This is a genomic window from Gelidibacter salicanalis (assembly GCF_016469035.1).
Lineage (GTDB): Bacteria > Bacteroidota > Bacteroidia > Flavobacteriales > Flavobacteriaceae > Gelidibacter > Gelidibacter salicanalis_A.
Map to the genome: position 1 here is coordinate 74,468 of NZ_JAEHJZ010000049.1, position 15,253 is coordinate 89,720.

The 15,253-nt window shown below is 38.7% G+C and carries 20 protein-coding genes; all 20 read right to left on the reverse strand.

Features of this window, described 5'->3' with window-relative positions; translation table 11 throughout:
* On the reverse strand, positions 1-831 hold the full coding sequence (locus tag JEM65_RS18210) for a universal stress protein (protein WP_199602750.1): 831 nt from the start codon (positions 829-831) through the stop codon (positions 1-3).
* A 70-nt stretch (positions 832-901) separates the two neighbouring features.
* Positions 902-1,963 carry a class I fructose-bisphosphate aldolase gene (locus tag JEM65_RS18215; protein ID WP_199602751.1) on the reverse strand — a complete coding sequence of 354 codons (1,062 nt, stop codon included), beginning with the start codon at positions 1,961-1,963 and terminating at the stop codon, positions 902-904.
* An 11-nt stretch (positions 1,964-1,974) separates the two neighbouring features.
* The gene (locus JEM65_RS18220; RefSeq protein WP_199602752.1) at positions 1,975-2,988 is read right to left on the reverse strand and encodes a type II glyceraldehyde-3-phosphate dehydrogenase; all 1,014 of its coding nucleotides are present in this window, start codon (positions 2,986-2,988) and stop codon (positions 1,975-1,977) included.
* Between the two features lie 19 nt (positions 2,989-3,007).
* Positions 3,008-4,363, reverse strand: a complete 1,356-nt coding sequence (locus JEM65_RS18225) for an APC family permease (RefSeq protein WP_199602753.1) — start codon at positions 4,361-4,363, stop codon at positions 3,008-3,010.
* A 2-nt stretch (positions 4,364-4,365) separates the two neighbouring features.
* Complete coding sequence (gene nhaA / locus JEM65_RS18230) at positions 4,366-5,685, reverse strand: Na+/H+ antiporter NhaA (protein ID WP_199602755.1); 1,320 nt, start codon at positions 5,683-5,685, stop codon at positions 4,366-4,368.
* 370 nt (positions 5,686-6,055) lie between these two features.
* The gene (locus JEM65_RS18235) at positions 6,056-6,517 is read right to left on the reverse strand and encodes a universal stress protein (RefSeq protein ID WP_199602756.1); all 462 of its coding nucleotides are present in this window, start codon (positions 6,515-6,517) and stop codon (positions 6,056-6,058) included.
* Between the two features lie 27 nt (positions 6,518-6,544).
* Positions 6,545-7,060 (reverse strand): hypothetical protein, encoded by a 516-nt coding sequence (locus JEM65_RS18240; protein WP_199602758.1) that lies wholly within the window; start codon positions 7,058-7,060, stop codon positions 6,545-6,547.
* Between the two features lie 129 nt (positions 7,061-7,189).
* Positions 7,190-7,468: a DUF5676 family membrane protein gene (locus JEM65_RS18245; RefSeq protein ID WP_199602759.1), complete on the reverse strand. Its 279-nt coding sequence runs from the start codon at positions 7,466-7,468 to the stop codon at positions 7,190-7,192.
* A 17-nt stretch (positions 7,469-7,485) separates the two neighbouring features.
* Positions 7,486-7,692 (reverse strand): SHOCT domain-containing protein, encoded by a 207-nt coding sequence (locus JEM65_RS18250; protein WP_199602760.1) that lies wholly within the window; start codon positions 7,690-7,692, stop codon positions 7,486-7,488.
* A gap of 11 nt (positions 7,693-7,703) precedes the next feature.
* Entirely contained in the window at positions 7,704-7,940 is a 237-nt protein-coding gene (locus tag JEM65_RS18255; protein WP_199602761.1) for an SHOCT domain-containing protein, read from the reverse strand.
* Positions 7,941-7,951: 11 nt separating this feature from the next.
* The gene (locus JEM65_RS18260) at positions 7,952-8,173 is read right to left on the reverse strand and encodes a heavy-metal-associated domain-containing protein (RefSeq protein WP_199602762.1); all 222 of its coding nucleotides are present in this window, start codon (positions 8,171-8,173) and stop codon (positions 7,952-7,954) included.
* Positions 8,174-8,275: 102 nt separating this feature from the next.
* Positions 8,276-8,545: a hypothetical protein gene (locus JEM65_RS18265; protein WP_199602763.1), complete on the reverse strand. Its 270-nt coding sequence runs from the start codon at positions 8,543-8,545 to the stop codon at positions 8,276-8,278.
* 27 nt (positions 8,546-8,572) lie between these two features.
* Complete coding sequence (locus tag JEM65_RS18270; protein WP_199602764.1) at positions 8,573-9,037, reverse strand: hypothetical protein; 465 nt, start codon at positions 9,035-9,037, stop codon at positions 8,573-8,575.
* A gap of 97 nt (positions 9,038-9,134) precedes the next feature.
* Positions 9,135-10,826 (reverse strand): vitamin K epoxide reductase family protein, encoded by a 1,692-nt coding sequence (locus JEM65_RS18275; protein WP_233530730.1) that lies wholly within the window; start codon positions 10,824-10,826, stop codon positions 9,135-9,137.
* A 39-nt stretch (positions 10,827-10,865) separates the two neighbouring features.
* Positions 10,866-11,906: an NAD-dependent epimerase/dehydratase family protein gene (locus tag JEM65_RS18280; RefSeq protein ID WP_199602765.1), complete on the reverse strand. Its 1,041-nt coding sequence runs from the start codon at positions 11,904-11,906 to the stop codon at positions 10,866-10,868.
* An 84-nt stretch (positions 11,907-11,990) separates the two neighbouring features.
* A complete protein-coding gene (locus tag JEM65_RS18285) occupies positions 11,991-13,478 on the reverse strand; it encodes an NAD-dependent succinate-semialdehyde dehydrogenase (protein ID WP_199602766.1) in 1,488 nt (495 codons plus the stop codon).
* A gap of 58 nt (positions 13,479-13,536) precedes the next feature.
* Entirely contained in the window at positions 13,537-14,010 is a 474-nt protein-coding gene (locus JEM65_RS18290) for a DUF302 domain-containing protein (protein WP_199602767.1), read from the reverse strand.
* An 11-nt stretch (positions 14,011-14,021) separates the two neighbouring features.
* The gene (locus tag JEM65_RS18295) at positions 14,022-14,408 is read right to left on the reverse strand and encodes a DUF302 domain-containing protein (protein ID WP_199602768.1); all 387 of its coding nucleotides are present in this window, start codon (positions 14,406-14,408) and stop codon (positions 14,022-14,024) included.
* Between the two features lie 6 nt (positions 14,409-14,414).
* The gene (locus tag JEM65_RS22495) at positions 14,415-14,522 is read right to left on the reverse strand and encodes an SHOCT domain-containing protein (protein ID WP_233530731.1); all 108 of its coding nucleotides are present in this window, start codon (positions 14,520-14,522) and stop codon (positions 14,415-14,417) included.
* Between the two features lie 155 nt (positions 14,523-14,677).
* Entirely contained in the window at positions 14,678-15,235 is a 558-nt protein-coding gene (locus tag JEM65_RS18305) for a hypothetical protein (RefSeq protein ID WP_233530732.1), read from the reverse strand.
* Positions 15,236-15,253: the final 18 nt, after the last annotated feature.

A 15,253-nucleotide genomic window follows, 5' to 3' on the forward strand; every position in this document is an offset into this window, starting at 1 on the left:
TTACACTTTAATGGTCATCACGGGTAATTCTGAATGATTGGTTACGCCTTCAGCAATACTTTTGGAAAACAGACTTAAAAAACCTGTACGTCCGCTAGTACACATAGCGATCAAATCGGCATTTTTGTACTTTAAAAAGTTGTTTATACCAGTTTCCACGTCAGGCTCATTATAGACATGCATTGAATACTTATCCAGATCGGGGAATTTTTTCAGGAACTCATTGATGGGATTAAGACCTTGATCAATACTGTTGAAATCAGTCTGAGTATTAACTCTCAATAGATGGATATTCGCTCCACATTTTTCAGCTATCGAAATAACCTTCTTAAATGCTTCGTTCACATCTTGAAGAAAATCTGAAACAAAAACGATATCCTTGAAAGGAAACGACACTTCCTGGTCTTTAACCACAATTACCGGGACATCAGCTTTTCTCACAATTTTCTCTACGTTGCTTCCCAGTAACTCACGTACTCCGCCTCGTGTGCCGCTACTTCCCGTAACAATAAAATCGTGGTGGAAATGGCCGGAATGTTTAAGGATATTGGCCTGTCCACCATCAAATTCCAGAAAGGTCCTGCATTCAAGTTTTTCGCGTTCCGCTTTTTTATCCAGTTCCCTTAGAGAGGCTTTAGCACTCCCTATTTGTTTCACCGTTTCCGGGTACCGTTTTTCCTTTTCCTTGTCAAGATGGATCCATTCCACGGGGGTTTTTATCAAATGGAAAAAATGGATTTCCGAATTATAAAGTTTTGCCATAGCAATCCCCAGATTGGCTGCTTTAGCACAGTTTTCTGAAAAGTCTGTAGGTACTAGTATGTTTTTCATAGTTTCTTAATTTTTAGTTGTATTTGAATACTTGATTTTTTTCAAAATCATTTCAATTTTTAGATTATAATTAGGCCACCGTGATGCTGTCTTCCAAATATATTTTTTGTACGGTTTGCAATAACTCAATTCCCTCACTGAAAGGTTTTTGAAATGCCTTTCTTCCCATAATCAACCCAGAACCGCCAGCTCTTTTATTGATGACAGCCGTTGTTACCGCTTCGGTCAAATCTGATTCGCCTTTAGAGCCACCGCCTGAATTGATCAATCCTATTTTTCCCATATAGCAATTGGCTACCTGCAACCTGCATAGGTCAATGGGATGGTCTGTGGTAAGCGTTTTGTACATTTCATCATCATATTTTCCAAACCCTATTTCTTGGAAACCGAAATTATTGGTCGGTAATTTTTGTTTGATGATATCTGCTTGAATGGTAACGCCCAAATGATTGGCTTGTCCTGTTATATCGGCAGCTGCGTGAAAATCTTCCTTTTCGTTTTTAAAATCTTCGTTACGGGTATAGCACCATAAAATGGTTGCCATACCCAAATTGTGTGCTTCTTCAAAAGCTTCGGCTATTTCTTTAAGCTGTCTGTTGCTTTCCTCCGAACCAAAATAAATTGTTGCACCCACCGCAACTGCACCCATATCCCACGCCGCTTTTACCTTGCCAAATAGGGTTTGGTCATATTTATTGGGGTAGGTGAGGAGCTCGTTATGGTTGATCTTTACTATAAACGGTATTTTATGGGCATATTTTCGGGCGTTCAATCCCAAGACTCCAAAAGTAGATGCCACACCATTGCAACCAGCTTCGATAGCGAGTTTTATAATGTTTTCCGGATCAAAATAATCGGGGTTTTTATAGAAAGAAAAGGCTGCACTATGCTCAATACCCTGGTCTATAGGAAGAATACTTAAATATCCAGTCCCTCCCAGATTTCCGTGGTTGTATAATTGGGTAAGACTTCTCAGTACCTGCGGATTTCTGTTACTATTGCCAAATACCTTGTCAAGACTGTTCTTGCTTGGGGTCTGCAATTCATCCTTGGTTATTTTTTCACAAACGTGATCCAAATAGAAGGAAGCTTTTTTTCCCAAGAGTTCTGTTATGTTTTCACTTGTTTTCATATTAGTTGAGTTTATTTTATTCCTAAACTTTTATTGGTTTTAACGATGGATTTATGTCCATCTTTTTCAATTCCGGTCAGTGCACGAATAGCATCGATGGTCTCTGGGATTACGATAGCTTGGTTATCGACCACATAGGCATAGAACAGTTCATGGCCCACTACTTTCAGCATATCTTCCCAAAGGGCAACTTCATACATATCGCCCCAAGGCCTTCCCATATCCAGAAACATTTCCTTAATGGTATTGTTGGACACCAAACCTTGGTCATATTGAATCAGTTTAATACGGCTGGAGGTTTTAAAAGCCTTTAGTACTTCTTCCTTAGTGGTTTGTTTTTTCAATTTCACGTTCCAGTAGTGCATATGGCTTAAGGTTTCAGGCACTTTTACTGCTGAAGTGATGACATCCAAATCTGGATCGACACTTTGAGCGTCAGGGCCTTGATGGCTCGGAATATCTCTTTCGGGAACCATGGTGTTCATAATACCTCCTAAATGGCTTTCCCAAGGATCTGTAGCTCTTCTTAAAAGTGTACCTCTGGCATAATCCAATAAATCGGCTGTTTTCAGGGCAGTTAATGTTCTTAAAATAGAGGTGGTGTTACAGGAAACAATTCTTGTCGCGTTTAGATTTATAGCAGATTCATAATTATTTTCAGCACTAAAGGAATGGCCTGTGGTTTCGTGTTTTTCACCTCCCTGTAAAATAAATTTGATATTTTGTTCTTTATAAATCGCAACATTTTGAGCCGCAATTTTTTTAGGGGTACAATCCACCACAAGATCTGATTTTTCTAAAAGCTCCTGCATATTGCCTTTTACTGAAATTCCTTCGGACTTCATTTTATCGGCCGCTTCTTGAGTGGCTGCGTAAATATCATATTCTTTTCTTACCGCGTTTTGAATGCGCCAGTCGCTAATAACATCACACACGCCTAAAAGTTTCATATCGTCTTGTAGATTGATGGCATCGGCCACCCTTTTTCCAATGACTCCGTATCCTATAACTGCTATATTTTTCATGTAAATTGATTTTTATTAATTATGTTTTATTGTCTTTGTTACTTGTAGTTTCCATTTCCATCGGCATATTCCCCTCATCGTCAGTATGCGAAATCATAAAAAAGCGTTCTGCAGCAATCATTAGAATTATCCCAATTGCCGCAACGATAAGCACCAATGGATCGTTCATATATTTGATATAAAGAAAGGCAGTAAGCACTGCAATATCCATTATAATGGCTATTAACGGGATGATGGATTTAAATTTCACTTCGTCTTTAAGATGGCGGAAAAGTCCCCAATGGATAGCGATATCCATAATGAGATAAAATATGGCACCGATGGAAGCAATCCTTGTTAAATCGAATAGCACTGTCAGTAAAATAGCTAGAGCCACTGTGAATATGAGTGCAGGATTTTTAAAGTTTCCTATTTTTTTTAGAGATGGAACCTGCTTCATATTGCTCAACATTGCCAGTAAGCGTGATGCTGAAAACACACTTGCGATGACGCCTGAAACTGTCGCTACAATTGCTATTGCGATGGTAATCCAGGAACCCCATTCCCCAAAAATGGGTTTTGCGGCAGCTGCCAAGGCATAGTCCTTTGCTTCGATTATTTCAGGAATGCTTAAACCTCCTGCAACAGCCAATGCCAAGGCTACATATATGACAGTGCAGATAAGAATTGAAAACACAATGGATCTCCCAAGGTTCTTGTGTGGGTTTTTAATATCTCCTCCCTGATTCGTGATTGTTGTAAATCCTTTATAGGCGAGGATTGCCAATGCCAATGCAGCTACAAAGCCAAATCCCTTTGGCAAGGCTTCGGTATTTTTTGGAATATAGTTTCCGGTAATATCTGCAAATCCAGAAACTATAAGACCAGCAATGGCAAGCAATGCTATACCCGCAACTTTAATAATTGCCGTAAAGGTGGCTGTCGCTCCAATTACTTTGTTCCCTAAAATATTCACGATATATGCCGTTACCAAAAGGAGAATACCAAGAATGGATGCGTAACCAGCGAAACTTTCTGGGAACAACCGAAGCGTATAGGCTCCGAAAGTACCTGCTACCAAACTTTCTGAAATTACCATGGAAACATACATCAACAAGGAGAAAACACCGGTCGTGGTTCCAGGCCCGTAGGATTTATTTAAAAATTTCACGACACCTCCAGAGGAAGGAAAAGCATTTGAGAATTTTACATAGGAATAAGAACTGAATCCTACCACAATGGCACCTGCAATAAAAGCAATCGGGAATAAATCGCCCACCAACTCGGCTATTTGTCCCATAAGCACAAATATGCCAGCACCAATCATTACGCCAGTGCCAAGAGATATGGAACCTATTAGTGAAAGTTTATTGTTTTTACCTGTGGTCTCTTTCATTATTATGTTATTTTTAATTTTTTGGAGCTTTTTATTAAAATGATGGAGCCGATAATTCCTGCTACGATTGAAGAAAAAAGAATGCTCACTTTTGCGGAATAAATAAATTCTTCGTTTGTAAATGCCAATTCGTTGATGAATATTGACATTGTAAAGCCTATTCCTCCAAGAAATGCAACGCCGTAGATTTGATTCCAAGTAACCCTATCCGGTAATTTTGCCAGTTTTAATGCAACGAATAATCTTGTAAAAGAAACAATGCCAAGAAATTTGCCAAAAACCAATCCCGTAGCGATGCCTAAACTAACTGGGTTGAGCAATACATTACCGACTTCTCCGTGTAGATGGATGCCCGCATTGGCAAGTGCAAAAAGTGGTAATACTATAAAACTCACGATAGGATTTAGCGACTTTTCCAATTTTTGGAGTGGGGTTCCGGCTTCTGAACTAGTTTTTTTTATTTGTTCCAATATTTCGAGTTGCTCGTTGGAAATAAGTGTTCCTTTTATGGGTTTGATTTTTATAAATCTTGAGTGTAGATTGCTTAAATGTTTCAGGAATGTATCCTCATTAATTTTTGCTCTTCCCGGAATGGCTATTGCCGTGAGGATACCTGCTATTGTGGGATGGATACCTGAAAAGAAGAATGCCAACCAAACGCCGCCTATTCCTATAATAGCATAGAACCAGGTTTTTCTAATACCAGCATAATTCCCGATGATCAGAAGTCCAAAGAACAGTAGGCCGTGAAACAAATCCATAGTAGAAATACCAGAAGTGTAAAACAGCGCAATTACCAATACACCGCCTAAATCATCTACAACGGCGAGTGTTACCAAAAATACCCGTAGAGCAATGGGCAAACGTTTTCCCAAAAGCACCAATACACCCAATGAAAAAGCAATATCTGTTGCCATAGGAATGCCCCAGCCTTGAGAAGCTTCGCCCGAGGTATTGAAAAGAAAGTATATTAGGGCAGGAAACACCATACCGCCTATGGCAGCTCCGATAGGAAGTATGGCATTTTGAGGAGTCGATAGTTTCCCGCCCAATATTTCACGTTTTAATTCCAATCCAACCTGTAGGAAGAACAAGGCCATCAACCCGTCGTTAATCCAGAGCAGTAATGGTTCAGAGATTTCAAAACTACCTAAAGCGAATGAGATGTCCGTTGTCATTAAACTGCGGTACATTTCTTGCCAAGGGGAATTAGCCCACACCATTGCAATAATAACGGTGATAAGAAGTACAATACCTGTGTTGTTAAGACTTTTTGTTGTGGCACTAAACAGACTTTGTATGGAAGTAAATGTCGTCTTCATTTGCATTTTGTGTTGGATATTTTCTTTATTGGCTGTTTTTGATAATGTATATTCTTTTTTTAAAATCTCTAACAATCAGGCGGTTGCTGTTTTCATAAGTAACAGAGCTTACCGCCTAAGTATAACCTAGCACTATTTTTTTTAGAAAGACGACGATGGATATCAGATGTTTTATGGGTCTTTATAAAAAACCATAATATCCTGGACATCCTCCATCTATAACGCCCATACGGGCAATTCAGGATCTGGTAGGAAGATTTTATCTATTATCTTGCGAGTAGATTCTTTTATAATATTATTTGAGTGGTTGACTTTCATAACTTATCTTTTAGTTTATGACTTTTTTCGGTGCATTGGTGTGCTCTATAAATTACTTTTCATCCTTTTCTTTCACGATCATTACCGAACACTTGGCGTGCGTTGCTAAATATTGTGAAACTGAACCCAATAAAAGGCGTGAAAATGCTCCTTGACCTTGTGAACCAACAACAATTAAATCTGCATCAAAAGATGCCGCCTTGTCTAAAATTTCTTTTTTGGGAAGACCACTAACAACACTTGTTGTTATAGTAAGCGCGCTGTTTTTTTCTTTTAATACCGTTAGAGCTTCGGACACAATTTTCTCTCCTATTTTTTGTGCGTTGGCTATAAACTCTAGATAGTAGCTTTGAAGAGATCCCGTAGTTGCAATGAGCTCCGGCGATGACATTTCCGGATGCTCATATACGTTTATAACATGAACTTCACTATCAATGGGCAAAGTCATTTTTGCAAGTTCCTTAACAGCTACTTTACTGAAATCTGAACCGTCTATTGCTAATACTATTTTCATAATTGAATGTTTATTAATTGAGATATCCTATGCTTTATTCTTGTTTATGAATACTTGGGCATCTTCTTTGGAAGCGAAGTAAAAAACATTTCCGCTGCGTTTGTCCTGAACAATAATCGCCGAAGCCTTATCTACTTTTGTTTCGGTAAGTGGATTGCTTCCAAAACGGACATCGTCTATATTTTTCTGTAGTTTTTCAACACAATTTTCACAACAACCGTAGTAGATAGTTCCATTGACGTCTATAGGTATTTGCGACACACCCATAAACCTATCGTTGACCATACACACTTTTTCGGTTGGAACAATGTCATAGTTCTGGGTGGAAGCAACGGCTTCATCTGTCATTTTGGATGCCTCAATAATTTCCTGTGATGTGCTTTTGCCAACTTCTTTTTTCTTGTCATTACAGGATAGAAGCGATAGTGATAGAAATAAAAGCATCAACGCACTAATGGCCAATCGATAAATTTTATCCATTGGGTTTTTAATCGCAACGACTTGTGCGTTACTGTTTTCTTGATTTGAAGGAATTTGTTTCATTTTATATAGTTTTAAATTAATTATGTGATTTATTTAAGTGTATAAGTTTTCGCCAATGTAGGTGTTCATACAATCCTGACCAGTACATTTTAAAAGTGAAGGCGAATAATAATTTTTAATAAGGTCTATCTATTTTTTAATTTTTATTTGCGCATTATAAAAAGCTCCAATACAAGCCCCTATTAACCACCAAAGGATAAAAGTTTGTACTATTCCCATTAACACTTCTATTAGAGGCACGTCCATTTTAATGATACTGGTAGTATCCAAGCCATGTAAAAGACTGTTAAAAAAGATAGTTGTTCCTTCTTGCCCTGCTGTTTTCATTACAATTATACAGCCCAAATAAATTAAGGTTCCTGTAAGACCGAAAGCAAAACCGAGTTTTTTTATGTTTAATCGATACATAGTTTTATAATTTTGTGTTAGTTTTCTGATTTTAAAATCTTTATGGATTCTTCATAATCTTCCTTGGATATTTCGCCTTTTGCAAAACGATTTTTCAATATATCCAGTGGGCTGTCTTTTTTTGTTTTTTGATAAGGGATGTCTGTGGGAATGAAAAATACCCAGGCCAAGAAAAATATCCAGACAATCCACCATATATAATGCATACCGCCGTAGTGATTCATAATATCAGTTTTTAGGAATTAAGGTTTTTAGTGCTTTCTGAGTTCAATATTTTTTTTGAATCCTCAAATTCTTCCTTGGATATTTCGCCTTTTGCAAAGCGTTTTTTTAGGATATCCAGTGGGCTTTCTTTCTTTGTCTTTTGATATGGGATATCTGCTGGGATAAAGAATATCCAAGCGATTAAGATGATCCATATAATCCACCATATGAGGTGCATACCTCCAAAATGTCCGTCGTAAAAATGCATAATTTTGATTTTTAGTTGTTATTAATTTCTGTTATAGTATAGCCCTTGAGCTCATCAAGCTGCTTTTGTAATTCGGCTACCGAAAGTGCTTCATTCATTGTGATACGTGTAGCTCCTTTTGGTGCCAAGAAAATCTCTGCTTTTTCGATGTTGGGGTGTTCTTCCAAAGTCTTTTTGACCCTTGCTACACATCCACCACAACTGATTCCGTTTATTTGAAATTTTTGTTTCATCTGTCTATAATATTTGTTTTTTAAAGGACAGATGGAACATCCATAATAGACATTCCTCTGTGTGTTTAAAAATTAATCATGGATGTTTCATTGTTTTTACTTTTAATGATGATGTCCTTCGTGCTGCTTTTCAGTTTTGTCGGATGGTGCGTTTTTGCCACTCTTGGCTTCTTCATTTTGTTTATGCTGAGAAGGATTATGACCCCCGTGTTGATGTGACCCGTGTGGCATAAACAGATGAATGGCGAACATAAAAATGATAAAAATAAAGAGGGATGAACCGCCTTTTATACCTAATGAAGGTGCTAAAAAGATGAAGAGAAGAGGTAGTCCACAACCGATGACCATCCATATCCAGTGATTGTTTTTCATTGTTTTAGATTTTTAATGTGTTATAAATTAGTGATGTTCTTTATGATCGTTTTTTGTTGGAGTATCCATATTGTCCATCATATCCATTCCTTTTTCGCTCATCATCTTCGAACAGGATTCCATACAATCCTTGCTCATCATTCCTTTTTCGTGCATCATCTTCAGCATACTGCCCATCATTTTCCCGTCATTCATCATTCTGTTCATCATTGAGTGCATCGCTGTACTGTCCTTCATCATCATTTGCATACCTTCTCCTTGCATCATAGAACCCATCATTTTCTGATTGCCCTGCATCATTTCCATTGAGTGTTGGTTGCCGTGCATGCTTTCCATAAACTCGGTCATATAATCGTCATTCTGGGTAATGGTATTAAAAACCTCTGTGCGGGTTTCAGGACTTTCCATTAGTGCTTGAGGATTTGTTTCTTGTTTGCAACTGTTTAAGCTAAAAAGCCCAATTGCGGATAAAATAATTAGTAGTGTTTTCATAATTTTATATTTTATTGAGTTAAACATTTATTTTATTTTTTATTAAATCTTTATTAGTGCTTGTAAATGCCCTACCAGATTCACAAATAAATCTGTTTTACACCACATATTTATCCCAGAGGCCATACGTTTCTTTGATTTTCCCTTTTGAAAAGGAAAGAGCTAATACGAAAAGCCCAGCTAGGCTACTACTTATCGTAAGCGCCATATCGCTATCCTTAATCATCCATGGCATCACTGCCAGTGCCAGGCCTAACAACACGTTGAAATAGCGAAAACTTCTAAGTACCTCAGCCATAGCCACTACAGCAAAAACGATTACGAGTGCTCCTCCCAAGTGATTCAGATTGGCGGCGGATGTTTCTATTCCCATCCGGAAAACACTGGGGGAAAGCATCAACCAAAAGCCAATAATTACAGAAACTGTTAATTGCCAAGGAGCTGTCATTCCCCATATTGAGGATTTGAATACCCTCCACGGGCTGTCAACAAATGTTGCCATTTCAGGAGAACGTTGATCGTTTTCAGTAGAAAGTGCATCACCACCTTTCCAAAATACTTTCCATAACGAATCCCCTTTTTGTTTCCGCTGCACCATGTGCTGCCACATAGCAATGACCTCATCAATTTGCAAGGGAATCATAGGAAGCATAATAATGGCAGAAAACAGGCAAAGAGCACACCAAGCGCCAACAGTAAGTGGCTGGGAAACCACTAAGAATATACTCACAAAACCTAGTGGAATGACCAAAATACCAAAAAAGGTGACCATCCACGGCATAGTACGCCATCGGGAAGTACCGCCCATAAATCCCATCAAAAATTCTAGGGTGTAGGCGAGCGTGCCCAAGGCCGCATCTGAAATGGGAAAACTATGCGACATATCGGAGTTCAAAACGTTTAAGGTGCCTTTCCCAAAAAATGGATCCCAGACGGTATCTATATAGCCTAATTGAAATGCTCCCAAATAACGGGAGGCCAGCCACCCGATAAATGCCAGGCCAATCATAATAGAGCGCTGTGGCCAGCTGGAGGGGTTGTAACTCCAGCCGGTGGGCACATTGCCACCCATTTTCATAAAGCTAATCATATTAGGCATGCCGGGTATGAGGATGGATAAGGCAATAATTAAGACCCCAACCATGGTGCCGTTATAATAGGCTACAGCAGTTGGTGCCCAAAAAATGAATGGAGCCATGCTGATCCATATTCCGATAAAACAAGTGATCCAAACACTATAAGGACGATTAGGCTTAAGGGATCGCCAACCAAAAATAACCAGTAACAATCCACTGATGATATCGCTCCAATACATGGCGGCAATGCGATCACTGAGGGAAAGCCATACGTCTCTTCCTCCAGCAGGTTCTACTACATTTTTTCCATAATCAAAAGTGAGTGGTGAAGCGATCATCCAAAAACCCAACAACACAATGACCCAGTAGACCCAGAGCGTTTGATTGTGGTGATCTTTCAGCATTTTCATGCGATCATCTGCACTCATTTTCATGGCACCACTATCGATGTGTTCATGACCATGCATAGTTTCATGCTTTTCCATATCCATCATCGGCCGGGTAACACCTCGTGTGCCCATCCCTTCCATTTTGTGATCTGACATTTCATTTTTTGCTTCTTCTTTTTTCACTAGTGTCATTCCGCATTTAGGGCATTTTCCGGGCTGATCACTTACTACTTCAGGGTGCATGGAGCAAGTGTATTGTATCTTTTTTGAAGATTTGTCCTCATCACCTTGATGGGACATTGAGGAAGGATCATTTTTTTTCATAATACGATTTGATTAGGGTTAATGAATTTCCAATCCTTATTATTTATTCAAATTATTCACCTGATAAAATTTCTTTGGATTGGCCTTTAAGTTTTCAACCATTTTGGGCAGGGTCTCTCGCAAACCGTGTTTGGGTGTCCAGCCCAACAACTTTTTAGCCCTGGAGCTGTCCATCTCAAAATGGTCATCGGCCAGGTCGATCATCCAGGGTTTTATAAAGGCTTTTCCAAATAGATTTTGCACAAATGCCCCAGCTTTGGCAAACCACTTTGGAATATGGATAATAGGAGATTTTTTACCAGAGATTGATGTACTGATAATGTCCTGCAATTCCTGATAGGTCAAGGTCTCATCATCTCCAATATTAATGATAACTTCTGCTTGTAGGTCTTTACGCTTGTCTATGGTCAAGACTATCGCATCGAGGAGATCATCGCGGTGTACATAGGTGCTGCCATGGGCCGTATTGGCAGGATAGAGCCGAGCTGAGAGTTGTTTTTCATAGATGCGCTGAACTTGATTAGTGATGGGAATTGAACTGCCCTCTTCACTATACACACCCGCTATACGCATCATCACTACAGGAATTTTACCCCGTTTCTCGTGCATTACTTTTTCGGTGGTGACTTTAGATTTCGGATAGTCCCATTTAGGCTCCAAAGGTGAGTCTTCAGTAATTAAAACTCCTGGAGAGGAAGGTTTATAAACCAGCATGCTACTTGAAAAAATGAATTGCTCCACTTCAAAATCCTGTAGGTATTTCAGCATCCGCTCAGTACCTTTCACGGTCACTTTATCATACAGGTCAGAGGGTTCGCCTAAGAAATCATAATAAGCCGCGAGATGCACAACCGAGGCTATTTTGTTGCCGTAAGCGTAGCGGATTCTTTCGAATGCAAAGGCCATTCGGTCATCACTGGTGAGGTCCACACATACACATTCTGCTTCTACGGGCGGAAAGGGATAGCCATCTTGATCAAATCCAACGACATGGTATTTTTCAGCCAGCTTATGAATTAAGCCCGAGCCTATCATACCACTGCTTCCCGTAACAATTATAACTTCGCTTTTATCTTTCATTTTAACCTTTTATTTATTTATTGTCTTTAAATTAAAATATAACAAAAGCCATTACTTCGTACGCGGTTTTGTCATATCATACTTTTAAAATGGATCTGATAATCCACTTACACGAATCAGTTTTTTATTTACAAATTCCTGTATCCCTAACTCAGAAAGTTCACGTCCGTAACCAGAACGTTTGGTTCCGCCAAAGGGCAGGTCCTCTTTGGTCCAGGTAGGGTGATTGATAAATACCATTCCGGTATCTATCTGATCGGCAACTTTCTTTCCACGTTCAATGTCATTGGTGAATATGGAGCCACCTAATCCAAATGGGGAATCGTTTGCGAGTTCAATTGCTGCAGCTTCATCTTTTACGCGATAAAAAGAAGCAACTGGTCCAAACAATTCCTCATAGTAAGCCGGCACACCTGGTATTATATCGGTAAGAATGGTGGCTTCCATATAAGCACCTTTGCGGTCAATGCGTTTTCCTCCCAATAAAATTTTTGCCCCTGATGCAACAGAACGTTTCACTTGATCTTCTATATGCACTGCCGCTTCTTCGCTTGATAAAGGTCCGAGCTGCGTATTTTCGTCCATCGGGTCGCCAACTTTTAATGTGCTTAGTTTTTCTTTAAATTTTTTCAGAAATTCATCGGCTACAGCTTCTACTACAATAAAGCGCTTGGAGGCCACACAACATTGACCTGTATTGTTCATCCTGCCAACCACTGCCCATTCAACGGTTTTATCCATATCAGCATCTTCCAGAACAATAAATGCATCACTGCCACCCAATTCCAGAACAGATTTCTTAAGATTTTTTCCAGCAGCTTCGGCAAGGCTTGCACCTGCTTCTTCACTTCCTGTTAAGGAAACACCTTTTATTCTTTTATCAGAAACCAATGCTGATGCATGTTTGCCAGTGATGAATAAATTGGTATATAGTCCTTCAGGAGCTTCTGCTTCTTTGAACAGTTTTTCAATAGCAGCAGCACATTGTGGTACATTGGAGGCATGTTTAAGCAATATAGTATTGCCCACCATAATGTTGGGAGCCGCAAAACGAGCTACCTGATAAAAGGGGAAATTCCAGGGCATCACACCCAACAATACTCCAATGGGACTATTTCGAATTATAGCCTCTCCATATTCCGGGTCAAGTACTTTATCGGCAAGAAAAGTTTCTCCATGATCGGCATAGTAATCTAAGATATCGGCACTCAAGTCAATTTCACCTTGGCTTTCTTTGAGCAGTTTACCCATCTCCAAAGTAATCAGTTTAGCCAGAGTGTCTTTTTTCTTACGCATCAACGAGGCAACTTTATGTAATAGATTTGCCCGCTCATCAAAGGAAGTTTTTTTCCAATTCTGATAGGCTTTGTCTGCACCGAATATTGCAGCTTCAATTACTTGTTCTGTCATTTCTTTAAACGACTTTACCACTTCGTTAGTGGCGGGATTTACTGTTTTGATAGTAGCTTCTTTTTTTTTGTCACTTCCGTTTTGTTCTTTATCAGCACTGTTTTTCCCTTCTTCAGATTTGTTTTCCAAACCTGTTGATTTATTTTTATGTAAGTTTTTCATTTAAATTGAATTTAATTTTAATTCCACATTGAGGGTTTAATTCCCCGAGGTTCCAGATTTATAATTTTACATGAAGTTGTTCTATATTGTCAAGCACCTTTTTCAAGGTTTCCTTCGTGTTTTTTGCCACGTCCATTACATCTTTTTTCATGGAGGAAGACCAAGTGGTATCGGTGTCTTCTATGGACACTTCTATAATAGAATTATCTTCTACTTCTTTAATAGTTACATGGCACGGAAAAAGAATGCTCATTTGAATGTCGCTAGAGATTAATTTTGATGCGGTTTCTGTTTCACATACCATTAGAATGAGGTGCCGTGGCATCTTTTCAAAGCTAGAGTCTAGATATTGTTTAACGTCAAATTCGCCAACAAGGTCAAGACCTAATTTTGTAAAGTTATTTTTTACGTTTTGTACTGTTTCTTCAAAGGTTATGCTACCAAACCTCCTCGTAATACAGTACGCGGTGTTTTGACTTTCTGAATAATCTTGTTGCGAAACCTGTTTGTTTTTTTTATTGACATTTTCCATCGTTTCCTTTTCTAAAGTTCCTCGATTACATGTTTCAATTTGGCGGTAATATCACTTGCAATTTCTGCCAGTATTTCATTATTGACCGCTTGCATGGATGCCATCGGATTTACCGCTGCTACTTCTATGACCCCTTTTGATACTTCCTGGACAATTACGTTACAGGGCAACATGGTGCCTATCTTATCTTCGGCTTCCAATGCCTTATGGGCATAGGATGGGTTACAAGCTCCAAGTATCCTATACTTTTTAAAGTCTACATCCAGTTTTTGCTTTAGGGTTTCAGTTACATCAATCTCTGTGAGTATGCCAAAGCCTTCTTCTTTCAATCCTATTGTGACTTTATCGATAACCTCTTGGAAAGTGCCGTTGATTGTTTTATTAAAATAATATTTCATTGTTTTTTAATTTTTAGTGTTCAACGTTCGTTTTTGTTCTTCATATTCTTCTTTGGATATTTCGCCCTTGGCGAATCGGTTGTCCAGAATACCCGTAGGATTTTCTCTCTTCACAGTATTTTGTCTATTTCTTCCATTGTAAAGAAATAGGCCTAATACAAGCACAACCGGTATCAATATCCACCACCACATCATCATAATTGTCTAGTTTTAAGTGTTAACTAATTATTCTTATTTGTAGTTGCCACAATCTTTAGAGCAGGAATTTATTATTTTTCCTTTTTCATTTTTCCTTTCATTTTCTTCATCATTTCGGGATTTTTTTCCATCATTTTCTGCATCATCTCTTCCATCATTTCAGGGTTTTTTTCCATCATCTGCATCATCTTTGCTTTCATTTCCATTTTCATCATTTCGTTGTTGTGGATTTCATCCATCAGCATTTTACGGCCCTTTTCACTCTCCATCATTTTAGCGAGCATTTTGGACTGCATCTTTTGCATCATTTCCGGATTTTTCTCCATCATCATCTGCATATGGGATTGCATTTTTTCTTTCATTTCAGGGTTTTTTTCCATCATCATTTTCATATTCCCAGATTCCATCTGTTCCATATGGGCCTTCATCAAAGTCTTTTTGGCCTCTTCGCTTTTTTGTGCCTCGCTGATGAAATTGGTCAACTGGAAAGGGTTTGCAATGATTTCTTGATAAATGGCATTTCTATTTTCTGCTACCTGCATTGTTTCGGTAGCATTGAAGGATGATTTGCAACTAAGCATTGTTCCAACTAATCCAATTGTCATTAAAAGTTTTACTTTTGTTTTCATGTTTTTCATTTTTAGATT

Bases quoted from the DNA above. Each gene is read 5' to 3' on its own strand.
- JEM65_RS18210 (WP_199602750.1), bottom strand. From the start codon at position 831: ATGAAAAACATACTAGTACCTACAGACTTTTCAGAAAACTGTGCTAAA.
- JEM65_RS18215 (WP_199602751.1), bottom strand. From the start codon at position 1,963: ATGAAAACAAGTGAAAACATAACAGAACTCTTGGGAAAAAAAGCTTCC.
- JEM65_RS18220 (WP_199602752.1), bottom strand. From the start codon at position 2,988: ATGAAAAATATAGCAGTTATAGGATACGGAGTCATTGGAAAAAGGGTG.
- JEM65_RS18225 (WP_199602753.1), bottom strand. From the start codon at position 4,363: ATGAAAGAGACCACAGGTAAAAACAATAAACTTTCACTAATAGGTTCC.
- nhaA (WP_199602755.1), bottom strand. From the start codon at position 5,685: ATGAAGACGACATTTACTTCCATACAAAGTCTGTTTAGTGCCACAACA.
- JEM65_RS18235 (WP_199602756.1), bottom strand. From the start codon at position 6,517: ATGAAAATAGTATTAGCAATAGACGGTTCAGATTTCAGTAAAGTAGCT.
- JEM65_RS18240 (WP_199602758.1), bottom strand. From the start codon at position 7,060: ATGAAACAAATTCCTTCAAATCAAGAAAACAGTAACGCACAAGTCGTT.
- JEM65_RS18245 (WP_199602759.1), bottom strand. From the start codon at position 7,468: ATGTATCGATTAAACATAAAAAAACTCGGTTTTGCTTTCGGTCTTACA.
- JEM65_RS18250 (WP_199602760.1), bottom strand. From the start codon at position 7,692: ATGAATCACTACGGCGGTATGCATTATATATGGTGGATTGTCTGGATA.
- JEM65_RS18255 (WP_199602761.1), bottom strand. From the start codon at position 7,940: ATGCATTTTTACGACGGACATTTTGGAGGTATGCACCTCATATGGTGG.
- JEM65_RS18260 (WP_199602762.1), bottom strand. From the start codon at position 8,173: ATGAAACAAAAATTTCAAATAAACGGAATCAGTTGTGGTGGATGTGTA.
- JEM65_RS18265 (WP_199602763.1), bottom strand. From the start codon at position 8,545: ATGAAAAACAATCACTGGATATGGATGGTCATCGGTTGTGGACTACCT.
- JEM65_RS18270 (WP_199602764.1), bottom strand. From the start codon at position 9,037: ATGAAAACACTACTAATTATTTTATCCGCAATTGGGCTTTTTAGCTTA.
- JEM65_RS18275 (WP_233530730.1), bottom strand. From the start codon at position 10,826: ATGAAAAAAAATGATCCTTCCTCAATGTCCCATCAAGGTGATGAGGAC.
- JEM65_RS18280 (WP_199602765.1), bottom strand. From the start codon at position 11,906: ATGAAAGATAAAAGCGAAGTTATAATTGTTACGGGAAGCAGTGGTATG.
- JEM65_RS18285 (WP_199602766.1), bottom strand. From the start codon at position 13,478: ATGAAAAACTTACATAAAAATAAATCAACAGGTTTGGAAAACAAATCT.
- JEM65_RS18290 (WP_199602767.1), bottom strand. From the start codon at position 14,010: ATGGAAAATGTCAATAAAAAAAACAAACAGGTTTCGCAACAAGATTAT.
- JEM65_RS18295 (WP_199602768.1), bottom strand. From the start codon at position 14,408: ATGAAATATTATTTTAATAAAACAATCAACGGCACTTTCCAAGAGGTT.
- JEM65_RS18305 (WP_233530732.1), bottom strand. From the start codon at position 15,235: ATGAAAACAAAAGTAAAACTTTTAATGACAATTGGATTAGTTGGAACA.